Consider the following 16,598-nt stretch of genomic DNA (forward strand, 5'->3'; position numbering starts at 1 on the left):
CTTCGTTTGCGGCCGTGCCGAGATCGCGACGCCCCTCCGGTTAACCGCCTCTCAACCACCCGAACCTAGCGTCGGCGCGAAACCTGGCAGCAGGAGAGCGTTCCGAGGGCGCGGATGGCGAAACGCAAGACGAAGCGCATCGAGCCCCGGTTCGCCGCGGGCGGCCCAGGCGAGATCGCGCTTCGGCCCGGGGACCGCGCAGGCGGCAGGCGGAGCCGGGGACAGAAGCGCGGCCAGGCCGGCCGGAGCGCGCCGCGCGGGCTGCTCTCCCGGCTCGTGCGCTTCGGCGTCTATTGGGGCCTCGTGCTTGCGCTCTGGGGCGGCGTCGCGGTCGCGGGGGTCGTCGCCTATTACGGCCTGCAGCTGCCCCACGCCTCGACCTGGAAGGTGCCGGCCCGGCCGCCCAACGTGCAGATCGTGGCGGTCGACGGCTCGCTGATCGGCAATCGCGGCGACACCGGCGGCGAGGCGGTCCGGCTCGCCGACCTTCCCGATTACGTTCCGAACGCCGTCATCGCCATCGAGGACCGGCGGTTCCGCTCCCATTTCGCGCTCGATCCGCTCGGCCTCACGCGCGCCATCGCCCGGAACGCGCTTGCCGGCCGTCTCGTCGAGGGCGGCTCCACCCTCACCCAGCAGCTCGCCAAGAACCTCTTCCTGACGCCGGAACGCTCGCTCGGCCGCAAGGTGCAGGAGGTGCTCCTCGCCTTCTGGCTCGAGACGAAGTACTCGAAGGACCAGATCCTCGAAATGTACCTCAACCGCGTCTATTTCGGCGCGGGCGCCTACGGCATCGACGCGGCCGCGCACCGCTACTTCGACAAGGACGCGGCGGATCTCGACATCGCCGAGGCGGCGATGCTCGCCGGGCTCCTGAAGGCGCCGAGCAGCTACGCCCCGAACCGCTATTTGGAGCGGGCCAGGGCACGCGCCGCGCTCGTCGTCGACGCGATGGCGGAGGAAGGCTTCATCGGATCGAAGCAGGCCGCGCTCGCCAAGGCGCAGCCGGCGAGCCTCGCCGCGCGCCAGGCCGACCGGAGCGAGAACTACGTGGCCGACTGGGTGATGGACCGGCTTCCCTCCTATGTCGGCAACCTGCAGAGCGACATCGTCGTCCAGACCACGATCGATCTCGGGCTGCAGCACGCGGCCGAAAGCGCGCTCGTGAAGGGGCTCGACGCCGAAGGCGGCAAATACGGCGTGAGCCAGGGCGCCCTGGTGGCGCTCGACGGGACCGGTGCCGTGCGCGCGCTCGTCGGCGGCCGGAACTACGCGCGAAGCCAGTACAACCGCGCCGTCCAGGCGCGGCGGCAGCCCGGCTCGGCGTTCAAGCCCTTCGTCTATCTGGCCGCGCTCGAATCCGGAATGACGCCCGGCACGATCCGGGTCGACGAGCCCGTCCGGTTCGGCAAATGGGCGCCGGAGAACTATTCGCGCTCCTACCGCGGGCCGGTCTCGCTCAAGACCGCGCTCGCCTTCTCCATCAACACGATCGCCGCCAAGCTCGCGGTCGAAATCGGCCCGAAGCGCGTGGTCGAGACGGCGCACCGGCTCGGCATCGAATCTGAACTCTCCGCCAATGCCTCGATTGCGCTCGGCACGTCCGAGGTGTCGCTGCTCGAGCTCACCTCCGCCTACGCGCCCTTCGCCAATGGCGGCTTCGCCGTCACCCCCCACGTCGTCCAGGACATCCGCACCGGCGACGGCAAGGTGCTCTTCCGCCGGCCGGGACCCGGGATCGCCCGCTCGGTCGACCTGCGCTCGGTGGCGATGATGAACGAGATGCTGGCGGAAACGCTCACCGCCGGCACCGGCAAGAGCGCGGGAATTCCGGGCTGGCCGGCCGCGGGCAAGACCGGAACGAGCCAGGATTTCCGCGATGCCTGGTTCATCGGCTACACGAGCAACCTCACCGCCGGCGTCTGGCTCGGCAACGACGACAACCACCCGACCCGGAAGGCATCGGGCGGCACGCTTCCGGCCGAGATCTGGACCAGCTTCATGGTCCGGGCGCATGAAGGCGTGCCGCCGGCGCCGCTTCCCGGCACGGCGCTCGCGCCGATGATCGCGGCGGCCGAGCAGCAGCGGCCGCCCGTCCAGGCCGCCTCGGTGCGGCAGGAGGCGCCCGCCGGGCGGGCGGACTGGCCCGTCTCCCGCGGCGAGGAGACCGGCCGCTCCGGCGGCCGCACCATCATGGACCTGATCTTCGGACGCTAGGCCCGCTCGGCCCTGCCCGTCAGCCGCCACGCCGCCCATGCGCCCGCCACCGCGAGCGGCACGCCGGTGACGTAGACCCAGATCGCGGCGTCGGCCGCGCTGGCGGCGGTCAGTCCCATGTCGACGCCGACGAGGTTGGCGGTCGCGCCGGCGATCGCCGCGCCGGCCGCACCGCCCGTCTGGCGCACCGCGATGAGCGCCGAGCTGCCGATCGCCCGGTCCTCGTCCGCGAGCGCGCCGAGGATGCGCCGGTTGATGAGGCTCGCGGAGCAGCCGAAGCCGGCGCCCATGATCGCGGCGGCGGCGAAGACGAGCGCCAGCGGCGCGTCCCGCATCAGCACCATGAGCAGCACCGCGCCCGCCACGATGAGAGCGGCGCCGAAACGGATCCAGCGCAGCTGCGCGGCCTGGCCGGCGCCCGCCACGACGAACGCGCAGAGCGACCAGGAGAGCGCATGCGCGCCGACCGCATAGCCTGCCCAGAGCGGCGACAGGCCGTGCAGCACCTGCAGGATCGGCGGTCCGTAGACGATGAGGCCCATCGAGGAGGCGGTGAACGCGAACAGGCACGCATAGCCCGCGCCGACGATCGTCCGCACGTCGCCGGCGCGATGCGGCAGGAGCCGGACGGCCGCCCCTCTTTCGATCCGCAGGACAAGCGTCAGGATCGCGAGCCCGGCGGCGACGAGCGCGAGCGCCGCGAGCGGGTTGCGCGTGACGTCGGCGAGCGCGACGGCGCCGACGCCGAGTCCGAGCACGCAGAGCTGGAGCCAGGGCACGCCGGCGCCCGGGGCCGAGCGCCTGGCGCCCTTCAGGAGCCACGGCGCCGCCGCCCCGAAGAGGAGCGCCTGCAGCGCGAAGAGCCAGAACACGGCGCGCCAGTTTCCCGCCTCCGCGAAGAGGCCGCCGATGAGCGGGCCGAGCACGGTGGCGATCCCCCACACGCCCGAGACGGAGGCGAAGACGCGGGCGAGATGGCGCTCCGGGAAGAGCAGCGCGATCGCGACCATGGCGAAGCCGGCTATCCAGCCGCTGCCGAGCCCCTGCATGAGACGGCCGACGAGGAAGAGCGCCATGTCCGGCGCGGCGGCGCTCAGCATGCAGCCGAGCCCGAAGACGAGGCCGGCAAGCGAGGTGGCGAGCCTCAGGCCGAAAATCTCCGAGACGCGGCCCGCGCTCGCCCCGGCGAGGATCGCCCCCATCAGGAAGCCGGCGACCGCCCAGCTGAAATAGGCATAGCCGCCGAGATCGGCGCCGACGCTCGGCATGATGGTCGCGGTGACCAGCGTATCGGCCGCGTTGAGCCAGACGCCGAGGCAGATCAGCGCGAATTGCGGCAGCCGGCCCTCGCCGAGCAGATCCGCCCAGCCTGTCTCGCGCTTGAGAACCGCTTCCGACATCCGACCACTCCGAACTCAGCCGGAAGCGACTAGGCCCCGGGAACGGCGTTTGCAACGATTCGCCGCGGAGCGTCCGCTCGCCCCGCCGGTATCGCGGGGCCTGGCTCCTTGTTCCGTCGTCATCGCCTGATCCGGCGATCGAGGGGAGTCCCGAGAGGGCAATGAAGGCCGCGCGGATGCCCGGGTCGAGCCCGGGCAGGACGACAGAGAAAGACCGGCCAGGACGACAGAGAAAGAGATCGCCGGCATGCGCCGGCCGTCTTTTCCAACGGCGCTTCGGATGGCGGAATGGCCGCGCCGCGGGCGCGCCGCGCGCCGGCCGGTCAGTCCTCGTAGGAATGGCCGGCCCGCAGCCCCTCCCGCACGCGGTGCGCGAGCGCGAGGAAGGCGGGCGTCTCCCTGATGTCGAGGGTGCGTTCGCGGGGGAGGTCGGACGGGACAACGTCGTGGATGCGGCCCGGCCGCGGCGACATCACCACGATCCGGGTCGACAGGAAGACGGCCTCCGGGATCGAGTGCGTGACGAAGATCACCGTCTTGTCGGTCTTCGCCCAGAGCCGCAGCAGCTGCTCGTTGAGATGGTCGCGCACGATCTCGTCGAGCGCGCCGAACGGCTCGTCCATCAGCAGCAGATCGGGATCGAAGGAGAGCGCGCGCGCGATCGAGGCGCGCTGCTGCATGCCGCCGGAGAGCTGCCACGGGAACTTCCGCTCGAAGCCCTCGAGATTGACGAGCGCGAGATTGCGGCGGACGCGCTCGGTCCGCTCCGGGCCGGGCATGCCCATGATCTCGAGCGGCAGCGCGACGTTCTTCGCGATCGTGCGCCAGGGATAGAGCGCCGCCGCCTGGAACACGTAGCCATAGGCGCGGGCGAGCCGCGCCGCCTCGGGCGAGACGCCGTTCACCCGGATGGTGCCGGCGGTCGGCTGCTCGAGATCGGCGATCACGCGGAGCAGCGTGGTCTTGCCGCAGCCGGACGGGCCGATGAGGGAGACGAACTCGCCGCGGCCGACCTCGAGGTCGACATTGGCGAGCGCCTGGACCGGCCCGTCGCCGGTCTGGAAGGTGAGCGAGAGCCCGCGCGCCTCGATGACGGCGCCGCCCGCCCCGGGGGCCGCGCCCGCCCGGTGCGGGGCAGGGGAAAACGCGCCGGCCGCGACCGGATCCGACCTCGTCATTCTCGCTCGCCCCCGGGACGCACGCGCTTCGAGCGCCTATCTTCCATCACAGCAGAATACGGAGTTTGCGCCATGTCCGCATCACCGGCCCGACCGGCCCCGGCCAAGACCTGCCACATCGTCCGCCCCGGCTCCACCTATGACGGCAAGCAGGGCTTCAGCTATTTCGAGGGAATCGCGGCGGAGACCGTCGGCTCGGCCGGCATCTGCATGCATCTCCTCACGATCCCGCCCGGCGGCCGCGCCCGCGCCCACAAGCACGAGAGCCACGAGACGGCGATCTACGTGCTCTCCGGCGAATCGCACACCTGGTACGGCGAGCGGCTGGAGCATCACGTCGTCGTCAAAGCGGGCGAGATGTTCTACATCCCCGCCGGCATGCCGCACCTGCCGGCGAACCTCTCCGACGCGCCCTGCACGGCGGTGATCGCCCGCACCGACCCGAACGAGCAGGAGAGCGTGGTGCTTCTGCCGGAGCTCGAGGCGCTGGTCGCCGCCTGAGCGTCCGGCCGGCGGCGGAGCCTCATACCCCGGCGGGGATCGCGCCCCGCTCGACCGGCTTCGGCGCCGTCAGCGCCTTCCAGGAGGAGAGCGCCTGCGCGACCGCCGGGAACGGCTCGCGCTCGATGAAGCGGCCGCGGCCGGCCTCCGCCTCGAGCCGGCCCTCGTCATAGACGACGGTCCCGCGGTTCATCACGATGCGCGGCAGCCCGGTGACGCGGTAGCCCTCGAAGACGTTGTAGTCGATCACCGAGCGCTGGCCGGCGGCCGAGATCGTCTTCGTCGCCTCCGGGTCCCAGATCACGATGTCGGCGTCGGAGCCGACGGCGATCGTGCCCTTCCTCGGATAGACGTTCAGGATCTTGGCGATGTTCGTCGAGGTCGCGGCGACGAACTCGTTCATGGTCATCCGGCCGGTGCGCACGCCCGCCGTCCAGAGCACCGGCATCCGGTCCTCCAGCCCGCCCGTGCCGTTCGGGATCCGCGTGAAATCGCCGAGGCCCATCCGCTTCTGCTCGGTCGTGAAGGCGCAATGGTCGGTCGCCACCACCTGCAGGCTGCCCGAGGCGAGCCCGGCCCAGAGCGAATCCTGGTTGCGCTTGTCGCGGAAGGGCGGCGACATGACCCGGCGCGCGGCGTGTTCCCAGTCCGGGTTGAAGTACTCCGCCTCGTCGAGGACGAGATGCTGGACGAGCGGCTCGCCATAGACCCGCTTGCCGAGCGCGCGGGCGCGCCGGATCGCCTCGTGGGCGGCCTCGCAGGAGACGTGGACGACATAGAGCGGCACGCCCGCCATGTCGGCGATCATGATGGCGCGGTTCGCCGCCTCGCCCTCGACCTCGGGCGGGCGGGAATAAGCATGGCCCTCGGGGCCGGTCGTGCCGGCCGCCATGTATTTCTGCTGGAGACGCGCGACGACGTCGCCGTTCTCGGCATGGACGAGGGGCAGCGCGCCGAGTTCGGCGCAGCGCAGGAACGACTGGTACAGCTCGTCGTCGTTCACCATCAGCGAGCCCTTGTAGGCCATGAAGTGCTTGAAGCTGTTGATGCCCCGCTTCACGACCTCCGCCATCTCGCGCCACACCTCCTCCGACCACCAGGTGATCGCCATGTGGAAGGAATAGTCGGCGGCGGCCTTGCCGGCCTTCTGGTGCCACTCGCCGAGCGCCTCGAGGAGCGACTGGCCGGGCGCCGGCAGGCAGAAATCGACGACCATGGTGGTGCCGCCGGCGAGCCCGGCGCTCGTGCCGGAGAGGAAGTCGTCGGCCGAGGTCGTGCCCATGAAGGGCATCTCGAGATGGGTATGCGGGTCGATCCCGCCCGGCATGACGTAGCAGCCGGTCGCGTCGATCACCTGCTCGCCCGCGAGGCCCGCCCCGATCGCCCGGACCGCCTCGCCCTCCACCAGCACGTCGGCCTTGTAGGTGAGATCGGCGGTCACGATGGTCCCGCCCTTGATCAAGATAGACATGTCACGCCCCCGCCGCTCGGGTCCCCGCCTTACGGGACGATGCCCGCCGTCTCCACCGCCGCATGGAAGAGCACGTTCGCCCCGGCGGTCGCCCATTCAGGATAGATGAGCTCGTCCTCGTTGTGGCTGAGCCCGTCGACGCACGGGCAGAACACCATCGCCGTCGGCGCCACCCGGTTGATCCAGCACGCGTCGTGGCCGGCGCCCGAGACGATGTCCCGGTGCGAGTAGCCGAGCCGCTCGGCGGCGTCCCGCACCGCCTTCACGCAGGCCGGATCGAAGGCGACCGGATCGAAATGGCCGACCTGCTCGATCTCGTGCGAAATCGCGAGCGCCTCGCAGATCGTCGCGACGCCGCCGCGGATGCGGGCGTCCATCTCGTCGAGGACGCGCTTGTCCGGCGAGCGGATGTCGATCGTGAAGACGGTCCGGCCGGGAATGATGTTGCGCGAGTTGGGATAGACCTCCATGTGCCCGATCGCGCCGACGGCATCGGGCTGGTAGTCCATCGCCACCTCGTGGACGAGCTCGGTGACCCGCGCCATGCCGAGCCCGGCGTTCCGCCGCTTCGGCATCGGGGTGGAGCCGGTGTGGCTCTCCTTGCCGGTGAGCGTCACCTGCAGCCATTTGAGGCCCTGGCCGTGGGTCACGACGCCGATGTCGATCCCCTCGTCCTCGAGGATCGGCCCCTGCTCGATATGGAGCTCGAAGAGCGCGCGGATGGTACGCCCGCCGACCGGCGCGTCGCCCTTGAAGCCGATCCGCTCCAGCTCCGCGCCGAGCGTCTTGCCGGCGGCGTCGGTGCGGGCATAGGCCCAGTCGAGGTCGTGAACCCCGGCGAAGACGCCGGAGGCGAGCATGGCCGGCGCGAAGCGGGTGCCCTCCTCATCGGTCCAGTTCACCACCTCGATCGGATGGCGCGTCCTGATGCCGAGATCGTTGAGGGTGCGGACCACCTCGAGCGCGCCGAGCACCCCGAGCACGCCGTCATAGCGCCCGCCCGTCGGCTGCGTGTCGAGATGCGAGCCGATCATCACCGGCGGCAGGTCCGGCTCGGCGCCCGCGCGGCGGGCGAACATCGTCCCCATCCGGTCGACCGTCGTCGCCAGCCCGGCCTCGTCGCACCAGCGACGGAACAGCTTCCGCCCTTCCGCATCGGCGTCGGTGAGGGTCTGCCGGTTGTTGCCGCCGCGCACGCCCGGCCCGATCTCGGCCATCGCGGCGATCGTGTCCCACAGCCGCTCGCCGTTGATCCGCAGGTTCGACTGAAGCGTCACGGGACCGGCTCCTTCCCTCGTTCAGTCGAGCTTGCCGATGACGTCGCGCAGCGTCCCGACCAGCTCGTCGATCTCGCTCTTCTCGAAGATGAGCGGGGGCGAGATTGCGATGATGTCGCCGGTCGTGCGGATCATGATGCCGCGCTCAAAGGCCTCGATGAAGGCCGTGAAGGCGCGCTTCGTCGGGGCGCCCGGGATCGGCTCGAGCTCGACGGCGCCGACCATGCCGCAATTGCGGATGTCGATGACGTGCGGCAGGCCGCGGAGATCGTGCAGCGCGTCGGCGAAATAGGATTCGAGCTCCGCGCCGCGCGTGAGCAGCCCTTCCTCCTGGTAGATGTCGAGCGTGGCGAGCCCGGCCGCGCAGGAGACCGGGTTCCCCGAATAGGTGTAGCCGTGGAAGAACTCGATGAGGTGCTCCGGGCCGTTCATGAAGGCCTCGTAGATCTCGTTCTTCACGAACACCGCGCCCATCGGCACGACGCCGTTCGTGACGCCCTTCGCCGTCGTCATGATGTCGGGCGTCACGCCGAAATAGTCCGCCCCGAAGGGCGTGCCAAGCCGGCCGAAGCCCGTGATCACCTCGTCGAAGATGAGCAGGATGCCGTGCCGGTCGCAGATCGCCCTCAGCCGCTCCAGATAGCCCTTGGGCGGGAGCAGCACGCCGGTCGAGCCGGCGACCGGCTCCACGATCACCGCGGCGATCGTCGAAGCGTCGTGGAGGGCGACCAGCCGCTCCAGATCGTCGGCGAGCTCGGCGCCGTAGGCGGGCTGGCCGCGGGTGAAGGCGTTCCGCTCGATGTCGTGGGTGTGGCGGATGTGGTCGACGCCCGTGAGCAGCGTCCCGAACATCTTGCGGTTCGTGACGATGCCGCCGACCGAGATGCCGCCGAAATTGACGCCGTGATAGCCGCGCTCCCGGCCGATCAGGCGGAACCGGCTCCCCTCGCCCCGCACGCGATGATAGGCGAGCGCGATCTTGAGCGCGGTATCGACGGATTCGGAGCCGGAATTGGTGAAGAAGACGTGGTCGATGCCGGGCGGCGTCAGGGTGATGAGGCGGGCGGCGAGCTCGAACGCCTTGGGATGGCCCATCTGGAACGCCGGCGCGTAGTCGAGCTCGGTGAGCTGACGATGAACCGCATCGGCGATCTGCCGGCGGCCGTGCCCGGCATTCACGCACCAGAGGCCGGACGTCCCGTCCAGCACCTCCCGCCCGTCGGCCGTGCGGTAGCGGGTGCCCTCGGCGGCCACCAGCATGCGCGGTTTCTGCTTGAACTGCCGGTTCGCTGAGAACGGCATCCAGAAGGCTTCGAGATTGTTGGTGACGCGAACGGCGGCGTCGGCGGACATGGGATTTCTCCGGGCCCGCGCGCCGGAACCCGGCCGCGGCGGCGAGCCAAACTTGACTGGCTGGTCAAAATGCAGGCTAGGTTCGGCCCCGAAGCCGGTCAAGGCCAAAATCAAGCAGCGCGGGGGGCCGGAATGCCGATCGGAGAAGAAGGCCGGCGCGACTCGGGCCGGCCCGGCGGCGGACGCCGGAACGAGGCCCGGAAGGCGGTCGGATGAGCATCGCCGAAGCGGCATCGGCCAAGCGCTCGCGGATCCAGCAGAAGAACCGCGGGGCGATCCTGGAGGCCGCGCTCGAAGTGTTCTCCGTGCACGGCTTCCGCGGCTCCACGATCGACCAGATCGCGGAGCGCGCCGGCATGTCGAAGCCGAACCTGCTCTATTATTTTCCGAGCAAGGAGGCGATCTACGTCTCCGTCCTGGAGCGGACGCTCGCCGAATGGCTGGCGCCGCTCGAGGCGCTCGATCCCGCCGGCGATCCGCTCGAGGAGATCGGGCGCTATGTCGCGGCCAAGCTGCGCATGGCGCACCGGAAGCCGGAAGCCTCGCGCCTCTTCGCGAACGAGATCCTGAGCGGGGCACCCGCGATCGCCGGCTTCCTGACCGGGCCGCTCAAGTCGCTCGTCGACGAGAAGGCCGCGGTCCTGCGCGGCTGGATGGACGCCGGCGCGCTCACCCCGATTGACCCGCACCATCTGATCTTCATGATCTGGGCGGTGACGCAACATTACGCCGACTTCGACATTCAAGTGAGGGCCGTGCTCGGCCATCCGGCCGGGGACGACCGCCGTTTCGCCGATGCGGGACGGACGGTCGCCGCGGTGCTCTTCGAAGGGCTGCGCCCGCGCCCGTGACGGCCGGCGCCGAGCCCCGACTCCACCAGCGGCCGCGGCCGCCCAGCCAACGGAACTGCGCATGATCTCGGCTCGCAAGGCACTGACGACCACCGCCCTTCTCGCCGGCATTCTCGCCGGGCCGGCGGAAGCCGCCCAATGCGGCAACGACGCGAGCGGATTTCCGGCCTGGCTGCAGGCCTTCAAGGGCGAGGCGCGCGCGGCCGGGCTGTCGCGCTCGCTCTCCGCGCTCGACGGGCTCAGCTACGATGCCGGCGTGATCAGGCTCGACCGCTCGCAGAAGCCGTTCAAGATGAGCTACGAGGCCTTCGTGAAGCAGCGCCTCTCGTCGGGCAGGGTGTCGAACGGCAAGAAGAAGATGGCGCAGTACGCCGCCCTCCTCCGCCAGCTCGAGCAGCGCTACGGGGTACCGGGCTCCGTCATCATCGCGATCTGGGGCATGGAGACGGATTACGGCGCGGTCCGCGGCAGCAAGCACGCGATCCGCTCGCTCGCCACCCTCGCCTACGATTGCAGGCGCTCCGGCTTCTTCACCAACGAGCTGCTGGCGGCGCTCACCATCGTGGAGCGCGGGCGGATGACGCCGCAGGAGATGGTCGGAGGCTGGGCGGGCGAGATCGGGCAGACCCAGTTCCTCGCCTCGAAATATTTGCAGTTCGCCGTCGACGGAAACGGCGACGGCCGCGCCGACGTGGTCGGCACGCCGGCCGACGTGCTCGCCTCCACCGCCAATTACCTGAGCGCGCACGGCTGGCAGCGCGGCGCCGGCTACCAGCCCGGCGAGCCGAACTTCGCCGTCATCGCCGAGTGGAACAGCTCGTCGAACTACCAGCGCACCATCGCGCGCTTCGCCGAGATCCTCGAGGGCGGCTGAGCCGCCCTATTCCGCCGCCACCCGCGCCATCGGGTTGTTCGGATGGGTCGTCCAGTTGGCGTAGGCCGCCTCGACGGGAAGGCCGGTGCGGGGGTCGGTCGCTCCGGGCGGCAGCGCCTCCATGGTGATGCAGTTCTCGACCGGGCAGACCGAGACGCAGAGATTGCAGCCGACGCACTCGGAATCGATCACCTCGAACTTCCGCACGCCCGCCACCGTCCGGGTGATCGCCTGGTGCGAGGTGTCCTCGCAGACGACGTGGCAGCGCCCGCACTTGATGCAGAGTTCCTGGTCGATCCGCGCCTTCGTGACATAGTTCAGGTTGAGATACTGCCAGTCCGTGACATTCGGGACGGCGAGGCCGACGAAATCGGAAACGCTTGTGTAGCCCTTCTCGTCCATCCATTGCGACAGGCCGGCGATCATCTCCTGCACGATCCGGAAGCCGTAGGTCATCGCGGCCGTGCAGACCTGGACGGTGCCGGCGCCGAGCGCCATGAACTCGGCCGCATCGCGCCAGGTGGTGATGCCGCCGATTGCCGAGAGCGGCATGCCGTTCGTCGCCGGATCGCGCGCGATCTCGGCCACCATGTTGAGCGCGATCGGCTTCACGGCCGGGCCGCAATAGCCGCCATGGCTCGCCTTGCCGTCGATCGTGGGCACCGGCGCCATCCGGTCGAGGTCGACGCCCATCAGCGACGAGACCGTGTTGATGAGCGAGACGGCGTCCGCCCCGCCCTTCGCAGCCGCGCGCGCGGGATAGCGGATATCGGTGATGTTCGGCGTCAGCTTCACGATCACGGGCATGCGGGTGTGCGCCTTGCACCAGCGCGCCACCATCTCGATGTATTCCGGCACCTGGCCGACGGCGGAGCCCATGCCGCGCTCCGACATGCCGTGCGGGCAGCCGAAATTGAGCTCCACGCCGTCCGCGCCCGTCTCCTCGACGCGGGCGAGTATGTCGGCCCAGTTGCGCTCCTCGCAGGGCACCATCAGCGAGACGACGAGGGCGCGGTCGGGCCAGGCGCGCTTCACCTCCTTGATCTCGCGGAGGTTCACCTCGAGCGGCCGGTCGGTGATGAGCTCGATGTTGTTGAAGCCGAGCAGCCGGCGGTCCGGCCCGTGCACGGCGCCGTAGCGCGGGCCGTTCACGTTCACGATCGGCGGGTCCTCGCCGAGCGTCTTCCAGACGACGCCGCCCCAGCCCGCCTGGAAGGCGCGCACGACGTTGTAGGCCTTGTCCGTCGGCGGCGCGGAGGCGAGCCAGAACGGATTCGGCGACTTGATGCCGAGGAATTCGGTTGCGAGGTTCGCCATGTGGGCCCCTTCAGGCTGACGCGGACCGGAAGATCATCTGGACGGGCGCGATGGTGCCGGCGCCGATCGCGGCGACCATGTTCGCCGTCTTCTGCGCCACGTTCGGCCCCATCAGGACGTGGAGGCCGAGCGGCGAGGCGGCGGCATCCGCCGCCTGCGCCCGGATGCGGGCGAAGAAATCGAGCGCGATCGCGCCGCGGTTCTCCTCGCGCAGCAGCGCGAAGCCTGCCGCCTCCGCGCAGCCGCGATAGACCTCCGGCGGCTCGAGCGCCGAGAGATCGGCCGTTTCCGCCCACGGCACCGGAAAGGCGAGTTCGCCCGCGCCGGTGCGCATGACGTCGTAGACCGCGAAGGTGCCGCCGGGCCTGAGCACCCGATGCGCCTCGCGGAAGAGCGCCGCCTTGTCGCGAATGTTCATGCCGACATGGAGGAGGAGCGCGAGATCGAAGCCCGCATCGGGGAGCGGCAGATCGGTGGCGCTCCCCACCTCGAAGCGCACGCGCTCCGCGACGCCGGACATCTCGCTCAGCGCCCGCGCCGTCTCCACGAATTGCGGCGTGAGATCGACGCCCGTGACATGGCAGCCGCAGCGCAGCGCCACCGCGCGCGCCGGCCCGCCGATGCCGGACCCGATGTCGAGCACCTCGGTCCCGGGGCCGATCTCCAGATGCTCGAGGAGGTCGGCCGTCGCCTGCGCGCCGCCGATATGGAACTCGTCGACCGGCTTCAGGACCTCGGGCGGGACGCGCGCCCCGGCGGCATAGCCCATCTCCGCCAGCGCCGCCCGGATCCGGTTGAGCACGTCATAGGCCGAATAATGGCGCGAGACGCCCGATTCCAGATCGCTCACGGCGCGGCACCTCCCGTCAGGGACCGATGGATCGACTCGGCCGCCACCTTGCCGTCCTCGACGGCCGCCACCGTCAGGTCCTGGCCGCCGGCGACGCAATCGCCGCCGGCCCAGATGCCGGGCGCGCTGGTGCGCCGCTCGGCATCCACGGCGATCCGCCCGCCCTCAAGCCGGATTCCGGCGGCGGCGCCGAGCGGCTCGGGGACGAAGGTCTGGCCGATCGCCTTGAACACCATGTCGACCGGGATGGTCACGACGGCGCCGGTCCCGACGAGCCGGCCGCCGGCAATTCGCGTCCGCTCCACCACGATCGCCTCGACCGCGCCGGACTGGCCGGCGATGATCTGGACCGGCTGCGCCCATTCCAGGATCGTCACGCCGCGCGTCTGCGCGAGCTCCTGCTCCCAGAGGCTCGCCTTCATGTCGGCGCGGCCGCGGCGATAGAGGATGGTGACCTCCTCGGCGCCGAGGAGCTTGGCCTGGACGGCGGCGTCGATCGCCGTCATGCCGCCGCCGATCACGGCGACGCGCGGCGCGATCGGGACGGCCGAAGCGTCCTCGGCCTGGCGCAGCCGCGCGATCCATTCGACCGCGTCGGTGACCCCCGGCGCGGCCTCGCCCGGCGCGGCGAGCGCGTTCACGCCGGCAAGCCCCATGCCGAGGAACACGGCGTCGAAATCCTCGCCTAGCTCCGCCAGCGTGAAATCGCGCCCGAGCGCCATGCCGGGTTCGAGCGTGATGCCGCCGACGGAGAGGATGAAGTCGACCTCGCGCTGGGCGAAATCGTCGACGGTCTTGTAGGCGGCGATGCCGTATTCGTTGAGCCCGCCCGGGCGCGGACGGGCGTCGAACATCACCACCTCGTGGCCGCGGAGCGCGAGCCGGTGGGCGCAGGCAAGCCCGGCCGGGCCGGCGCCGACGACGGCGACCCGCCTGCCGGTCGGCGCGGCGCGCGCGAAGGGCTGCTCGCCAGCGAAGATCAGGTGGTCGGTCGCGTGGCGCTGGAGCATGCCGATCTTCACCGGCTTGCCCTCGGCCTCCATCCGCACGCAGGCTTCCTCGCAGAGCGTCTCGACCGGGCAGACCCGGCCGCACATGCCGCCGAGAATGTTCTCCGCGAAGATCGTCCGCGCCGCGCCCTTCGGATTGCCGGTCGCGATCTGGCGGATGAAGAGCGGGATGTCGATCGAGGTCGGGCAGGCCACCGTGCAGGGCGCGTCGTAGCAGAAATAGCAGCGGTCCGCCTCGACATGCGCCTCGTGCGCGCTCAGGGGAGGATGAAGCTCCCCGAATTCGATCCGACGGTCCTCGACCGGCCCGGAGGCCGGGCCGCCCCGGCCCGCTGACGATCTCTCGACGAGCATCCGCTTCTCCCGCCCGCCTCGCCGCGTGCGCAGGATCGAGGCCGTTCCCCGGAGGGGAGGATGAGCGCGCCGGCGGCGCCGGTCAAATCTTTTATCGAGCGGTCAATTTTCGTGTCGCGAAGCGTCACGCGGCGTCGCCGTCGCGAAACAGGGGCGACACCCAATCTGACCCTTCCGCAATCGGCCGGAAACGGCCGGCCTGTAGAACAAGCACGACAGGAGTTTCCGCCATGCTTCGCTATTTCGCACTCCGCACCGCCGGCTTCCTCTCGCTGACCACGCTCTCGGTCCTCGTGCTGGCGCTGCCTTATATCGTCGAAGGTTTGTGAGGCCCGGCCGGCGCGCCGGCTAGCGGACCGTCCGCGATCCTCGCACCGCAGATCTTCAGACTATTGAAAGCTGCGTCTATGATGCTGCCGCTGCGGCGGAAGATATCCGTCGGGACACGGCGGGTCGGCGGATGGGATATGCAGCCTATGGCGTGAAGTGGGGAGACGATCCGGTCTTCGGAACCGCGGGCGGGACGGTCACCTACAGCTTCGCCAGCGCGTGGAGCGGCACGAGCTACTACGATTTCGACGCGCAGCTCACCGCCGAATACCAAGCGGTCATCGCCGCCGCCTTCGCCGAATGGGGCTATTACGGGGACATCGAGTTCGCGGCGGTCTCCGATTCCCTGACCGTCGACATCCGGATCGGCTGGGATGCCCTGGACGGCGTCGGCGGCACGCTGGCGGAGACGACCTTCTCCTACGACTTCACGGGCACGATCCTCTACGTCGAGATCGCCTTCGATTCGGCGGAACCCTGGGTGCCGACCAGCGAAGAGGTGAAGTTCGGCACGATCAGCTTCGAGGCCGTCGCCCTGCACGAGATCGGCCACGCGCTCGGCCTCGACCATTACTGGGCCGAGCCTTCGATCATGGATCCCTACTACAATGCGGTGGTCCTCGACCTGACGGCGAGCGACATCGAGGGCATCCAGGCGATCTACGGCGCGGAGCAGCACTGGGCCTGGGCCTATGGCTGGCACCTCGGCTGGAACTACGGCTGGCACATCGACTGGGCCTATGGCGGCCATTACGAATACCATTACGGCTGGCACTGGAGCTGGGGCCACGGCTGGCACGATGCCTGGGCCTATGGCTGGACCTATGGCTGGCAGCACGGCTGGTACACGGCCTGGTCCTACGGCTGGGACTTCAACTGGGCCTATGGCTGGTACGTCTATCCGGCGCAGAGCTGGGCCTATGGCTGGGACTACGGCGGCCACTGGACCTGGGATCCCGGCAGCTGGAGCCTCGCGACCGGCTGGCATTCAAGCTGGACCTTCCACTGGTCGTGGGCCTGGGCCTATGGCTGGCACGGCGACTGGTCCTACGGCTGGTCCACCGACTGGGCCTATGGCTGGTACACCTACGGGTTTTACGGCTGGGACTTCGACTGGGCCTACGGCTGGTACCTTCCGGCTCCGGGCTCCTGGGCCTATGGCTGGCACGGCACGTGGAGCTACGGCTGGTCGACCGACTGGGCCTATGGCTGGCACACCTACTGGTTCTACGGCTGGGACTTCGACTGGGCCTACGGCTGGTATCTCTATCCCGCTCCGTCCTGGTCCTATGCCTGGGAATATGGCTGGTACTGGAGCTGGGGCGGCGGCGGCTGGGCCTGGACGATCGGCTGGACCTATGGCTGGCACCTCGACTGGACCTGGGCCTGGGGCTACGGCTGGAACGGCTGGTGGTCCTACGGCTGGTCGACGGACTGGTACTACGGCTGGCACCTCGGCTGGGCGCAGGGCTGGACGATCCAGCCGGCCTATGGCTGGTACATCGACTGGGACTACGGCTCCTACTGGACCTGGGCATGGGGCTGGTACGCGCAGTGGAGCGCGGGCTGGTACACGAGCTGGGAATATGGCTGGTACCAGTACTGGACGCCGTGA

13 protein-coding genes are annotated in these 16,598 nt (G+C 70.0%); 5 read left to right on the top strand and 8 right to left on the bottom strand.

Annotated features, from left to right (window positions below):
* The first annotated feature begins 114 nt into the window (after positions 1–114).
* A complete protein-coding gene (locus tag E4O86_RS06655) occupies positions 115–2,217 on the top strand; it encodes a transglycosylase domain-containing protein (RefSeq protein WP_161139741.1) in 2,103 nt (700 codons plus the stop codon).
* Here E4O86_RS06655 and E4O86_RS06660 read toward each other — a convergent pair.
* Together E4O86_RS06660 and E4O86_RS06665 are read right to left on the bottom strand one after the other, a co-directional pair.
* Complete coding sequence (locus E4O86_RS06660) at positions 2,214–3,617, bottom strand: MFS transporter (protein WP_161139742.1); 1,404 nt, start codon at positions 3,615–3,617, stop codon at positions 2,214–2,216. The two genes, E4O86_RS06655 and E4O86_RS06660, sit on opposite strands and share 4 nt — an antisense overlap.
* A gap of 323 nt (positions 3,618–3,940) precedes the next feature.
* Entirely contained in the window at positions 3,941–4,795 is an 855-nt protein-coding gene (locus tag E4O86_RS06665) for an ABC transporter ATP-binding protein (RefSeq protein ID WP_161139743.1), read from the bottom strand.
* Between the two features lie 72 nt (positions 4,796–4,867).
* On the opposite strand from E4O86_RS06665, the gene E4O86_RS06670 reads away from it, so the two are divergent.
* Positions 4,868–5,296, top strand: a complete 429-nt coding sequence (locus tag E4O86_RS06670; protein WP_161139744.1) for a cupin domain-containing protein — start codon at positions 4,868–4,870, stop codon at positions 5,294–5,296.
* A 22-nt stretch (positions 5,297–5,318) separates the two neighbouring features.
* Here E4O86_RS06670 and hydA read toward each other — a convergent pair whose 3' ends face one another.
* From hydA to aptA, 3 genes are read right to left on the bottom strand one after another with little or no spacing between them, the layout of a single operon-like run.
* A complete protein-coding gene (hydA, locus tag E4O86_RS06675) occupies positions 5,319–6,767 on the bottom strand; it encodes a dihydropyrimidinase (protein ID WP_161139745.1) in 1,449 nt (482 codons plus the stop codon).
* A 29-nt stretch (positions 6,768–6,796) separates the two neighbouring features.
* On the bottom strand, positions 6,797–8,044 hold the full coding sequence (locus E4O86_RS06680) for an allantoate amidohydrolase (RefSeq protein WP_161139746.1): 1,248 nt from the start codon (positions 8,042–8,044) through the stop codon (positions 6,797–6,799).
* Positions 8,045–8,065: 21 nt separating this feature from the next.
* Positions 8,066–9,397 carry an omega-aminotransferase AptA gene (gene aptA / locus E4O86_RS06685; protein ID WP_161139747.1) on the bottom strand — a complete coding sequence of 444 codons (1,332 nt, stop codon included), beginning with the start codon at positions 9,395–9,397 and terminating at the stop codon, positions 8,066–8,068.
* A gap of 212 nt (positions 9,398–9,609) precedes the next feature.
* Here aptA and rutR point away from each other — a divergent pair, with 212 nt between their 5' ends.
* Both rutR and E4O86_RS06695 read left to right on the top strand, forming a co-directional pair.
* A complete protein-coding gene (rutR, locus tag E4O86_RS06690; protein ID WP_161139748.1) occupies positions 9,610–10,248 on the top strand; it encodes an HTH-type transcriptional regulator RutR in 639 nt (212 codons plus the stop codon).
* 61 nt (positions 10,249–10,309) lie between these two features.
* Complete coding sequence (locus tag E4O86_RS06695) at positions 10,310–11,122, top strand: lytic murein transglycosylase (protein ID WP_161139749.1); 813 nt, start codon at positions 10,310–10,312, stop codon at positions 11,120–11,122.
* Positions 11,123–11,128: 6 nt separating this feature from the next.
* On the opposite strand, the gene preA is transcribed toward E4O86_RS06695, so the two are convergent.
* The 3 genes from preA to E4O86_RS06710 are packed head-to-tail and all read right to left on the bottom strand — an operon-like array spanning position 11,129 to position 14,653.
* Positions 11,129–12,439 (bottom strand): NAD-dependent dihydropyrimidine dehydrogenase subunit PreA, encoded by a 1,311-nt coding sequence (gene preA / locus E4O86_RS06700; RefSeq protein WP_161139750.1) that lies wholly within the window; start codon positions 12,437–12,439, stop codon positions 11,129–11,131.
* A 10-nt stretch (positions 12,440–12,449) separates the two neighbouring features.
* On the bottom strand, positions 12,450–13,289 hold the full coding sequence (locus tag E4O86_RS06705; protein ID WP_161139751.1) for a methyltransferase domain-containing protein: 840 nt from the start codon (positions 13,287–13,289) through the stop codon (positions 12,450–12,452).
* Positions 13,286–14,653, bottom strand: coding sequence for an NAD(P)-dependent oxidoreductase (locus tag E4O86_RS06710; RefSeq protein WP_161139752.1), 1,368 nt, complete (start codon positions 14,651–14,653; stop codon positions 13,286–13,288). Before E4O86_RS06710 ends, E4O86_RS06705 begins: the two co-directional genes overlap by 4 nt.
* 460 nt (positions 14,654–15,113) lie before the next feature.
* On the opposite strand from E4O86_RS06710, the gene E4O86_RS06715 reads away from it, so the two are divergent.
* Positions 15,114–16,598 carry a matrixin family metalloprotease gene (locus E4O86_RS06715; protein ID WP_161139753.1) on the top strand — a complete coding sequence of 495 codons (1,485 nt, stop codon included), beginning with the start codon at positions 15,114–15,116 and terminating at the stop codon, positions 16,596–16,598.

The sequence above is a fragment of the Propylenella binzhouense genome (assembly GCF_009866965.1).
Taxonomy (GTDB): Bacteria; Pseudomonadota; Alphaproteobacteria; order Rhizobiales; family Afifellaceae; genus Propylenella; species Propylenella binzhouense.

What these genes read in the sequence shown, in the direction of transcription:
- E4O86_RS06655 (WP_161139741.1), top strand. Translation starts at nt 115, where the DNA reads ATGGCGAAACGCAAGACGAAGCGCATCGAGCCCCGGTTCGCCGCGGGC.
- E4O86_RS06660 (WP_161139742.1), bottom strand. Translation starts at nt 3,617, where the DNA reads ATGTCGGAAGCGGTTCTCAAGCGCGAGACAGGCTGGGCGGATCTGCTC.
- E4O86_RS06665 (WP_161139743.1), bottom strand. Translation starts at nt 4,795, where the DNA reads ATGACGAGGTCGGATCCGGTCGCGGCCGGCGCGTTTTCCCCTGCCCCG.
- E4O86_RS06670 (WP_161139744.1), top strand. Translation starts at nt 4,868, where the DNA reads ATGTCCGCATCACCGGCCCGACCGGCCCCGGCCAAGACCTGCCACATC.
- hydA (WP_161139745.1), bottom strand. Translation starts at nt 6,767, where the DNA reads ATGTCTATCTTGATCAAGGGCGGGACCATCGTGACCGCCGATCTCACC.
- aptA (WP_161139747.1), bottom strand. Translation starts at nt 9,397, where the DNA reads ATGTCCGCCGACGCCGCCGTTCGCGTCACCAACAATCTCGAAGCCTTC.
- rutR (WP_161139748.1), top strand. Translation starts at nt 9,610, where the DNA reads ATGAGCATCGCCGAAGCGGCATCGGCCAAGCGCTCGCGGATCCAGCAG.
- E4O86_RS06695 (WP_161139749.1), top strand. Translation starts at nt 10,310, where the DNA reads ATGATCTCGGCTCGCAAGGCACTGACGACCACCGCCCTTCTCGCCGGC.
- preA (WP_161139750.1), bottom strand. Translation starts at nt 12,439, where the DNA reads ATGGCGAACCTCGCAACCGAATTCCTCGGCATCAAGTCGCCGAATCCG.
- E4O86_RS06710 (WP_161139752.1), bottom strand. Translation starts at nt 14,653, where the DNA reads ATGCTCGTCGAGAGATCGTCAGCGGGCCGGGGCGGCCCGGCCTCCGGG.
- E4O86_RS06715 (WP_161139753.1), top strand. Translation starts at nt 15,114, where the DNA reads ATGGGATATGCAGCCTATGGCGTGAAGTGGGGAGACGATCCGGTCTTC.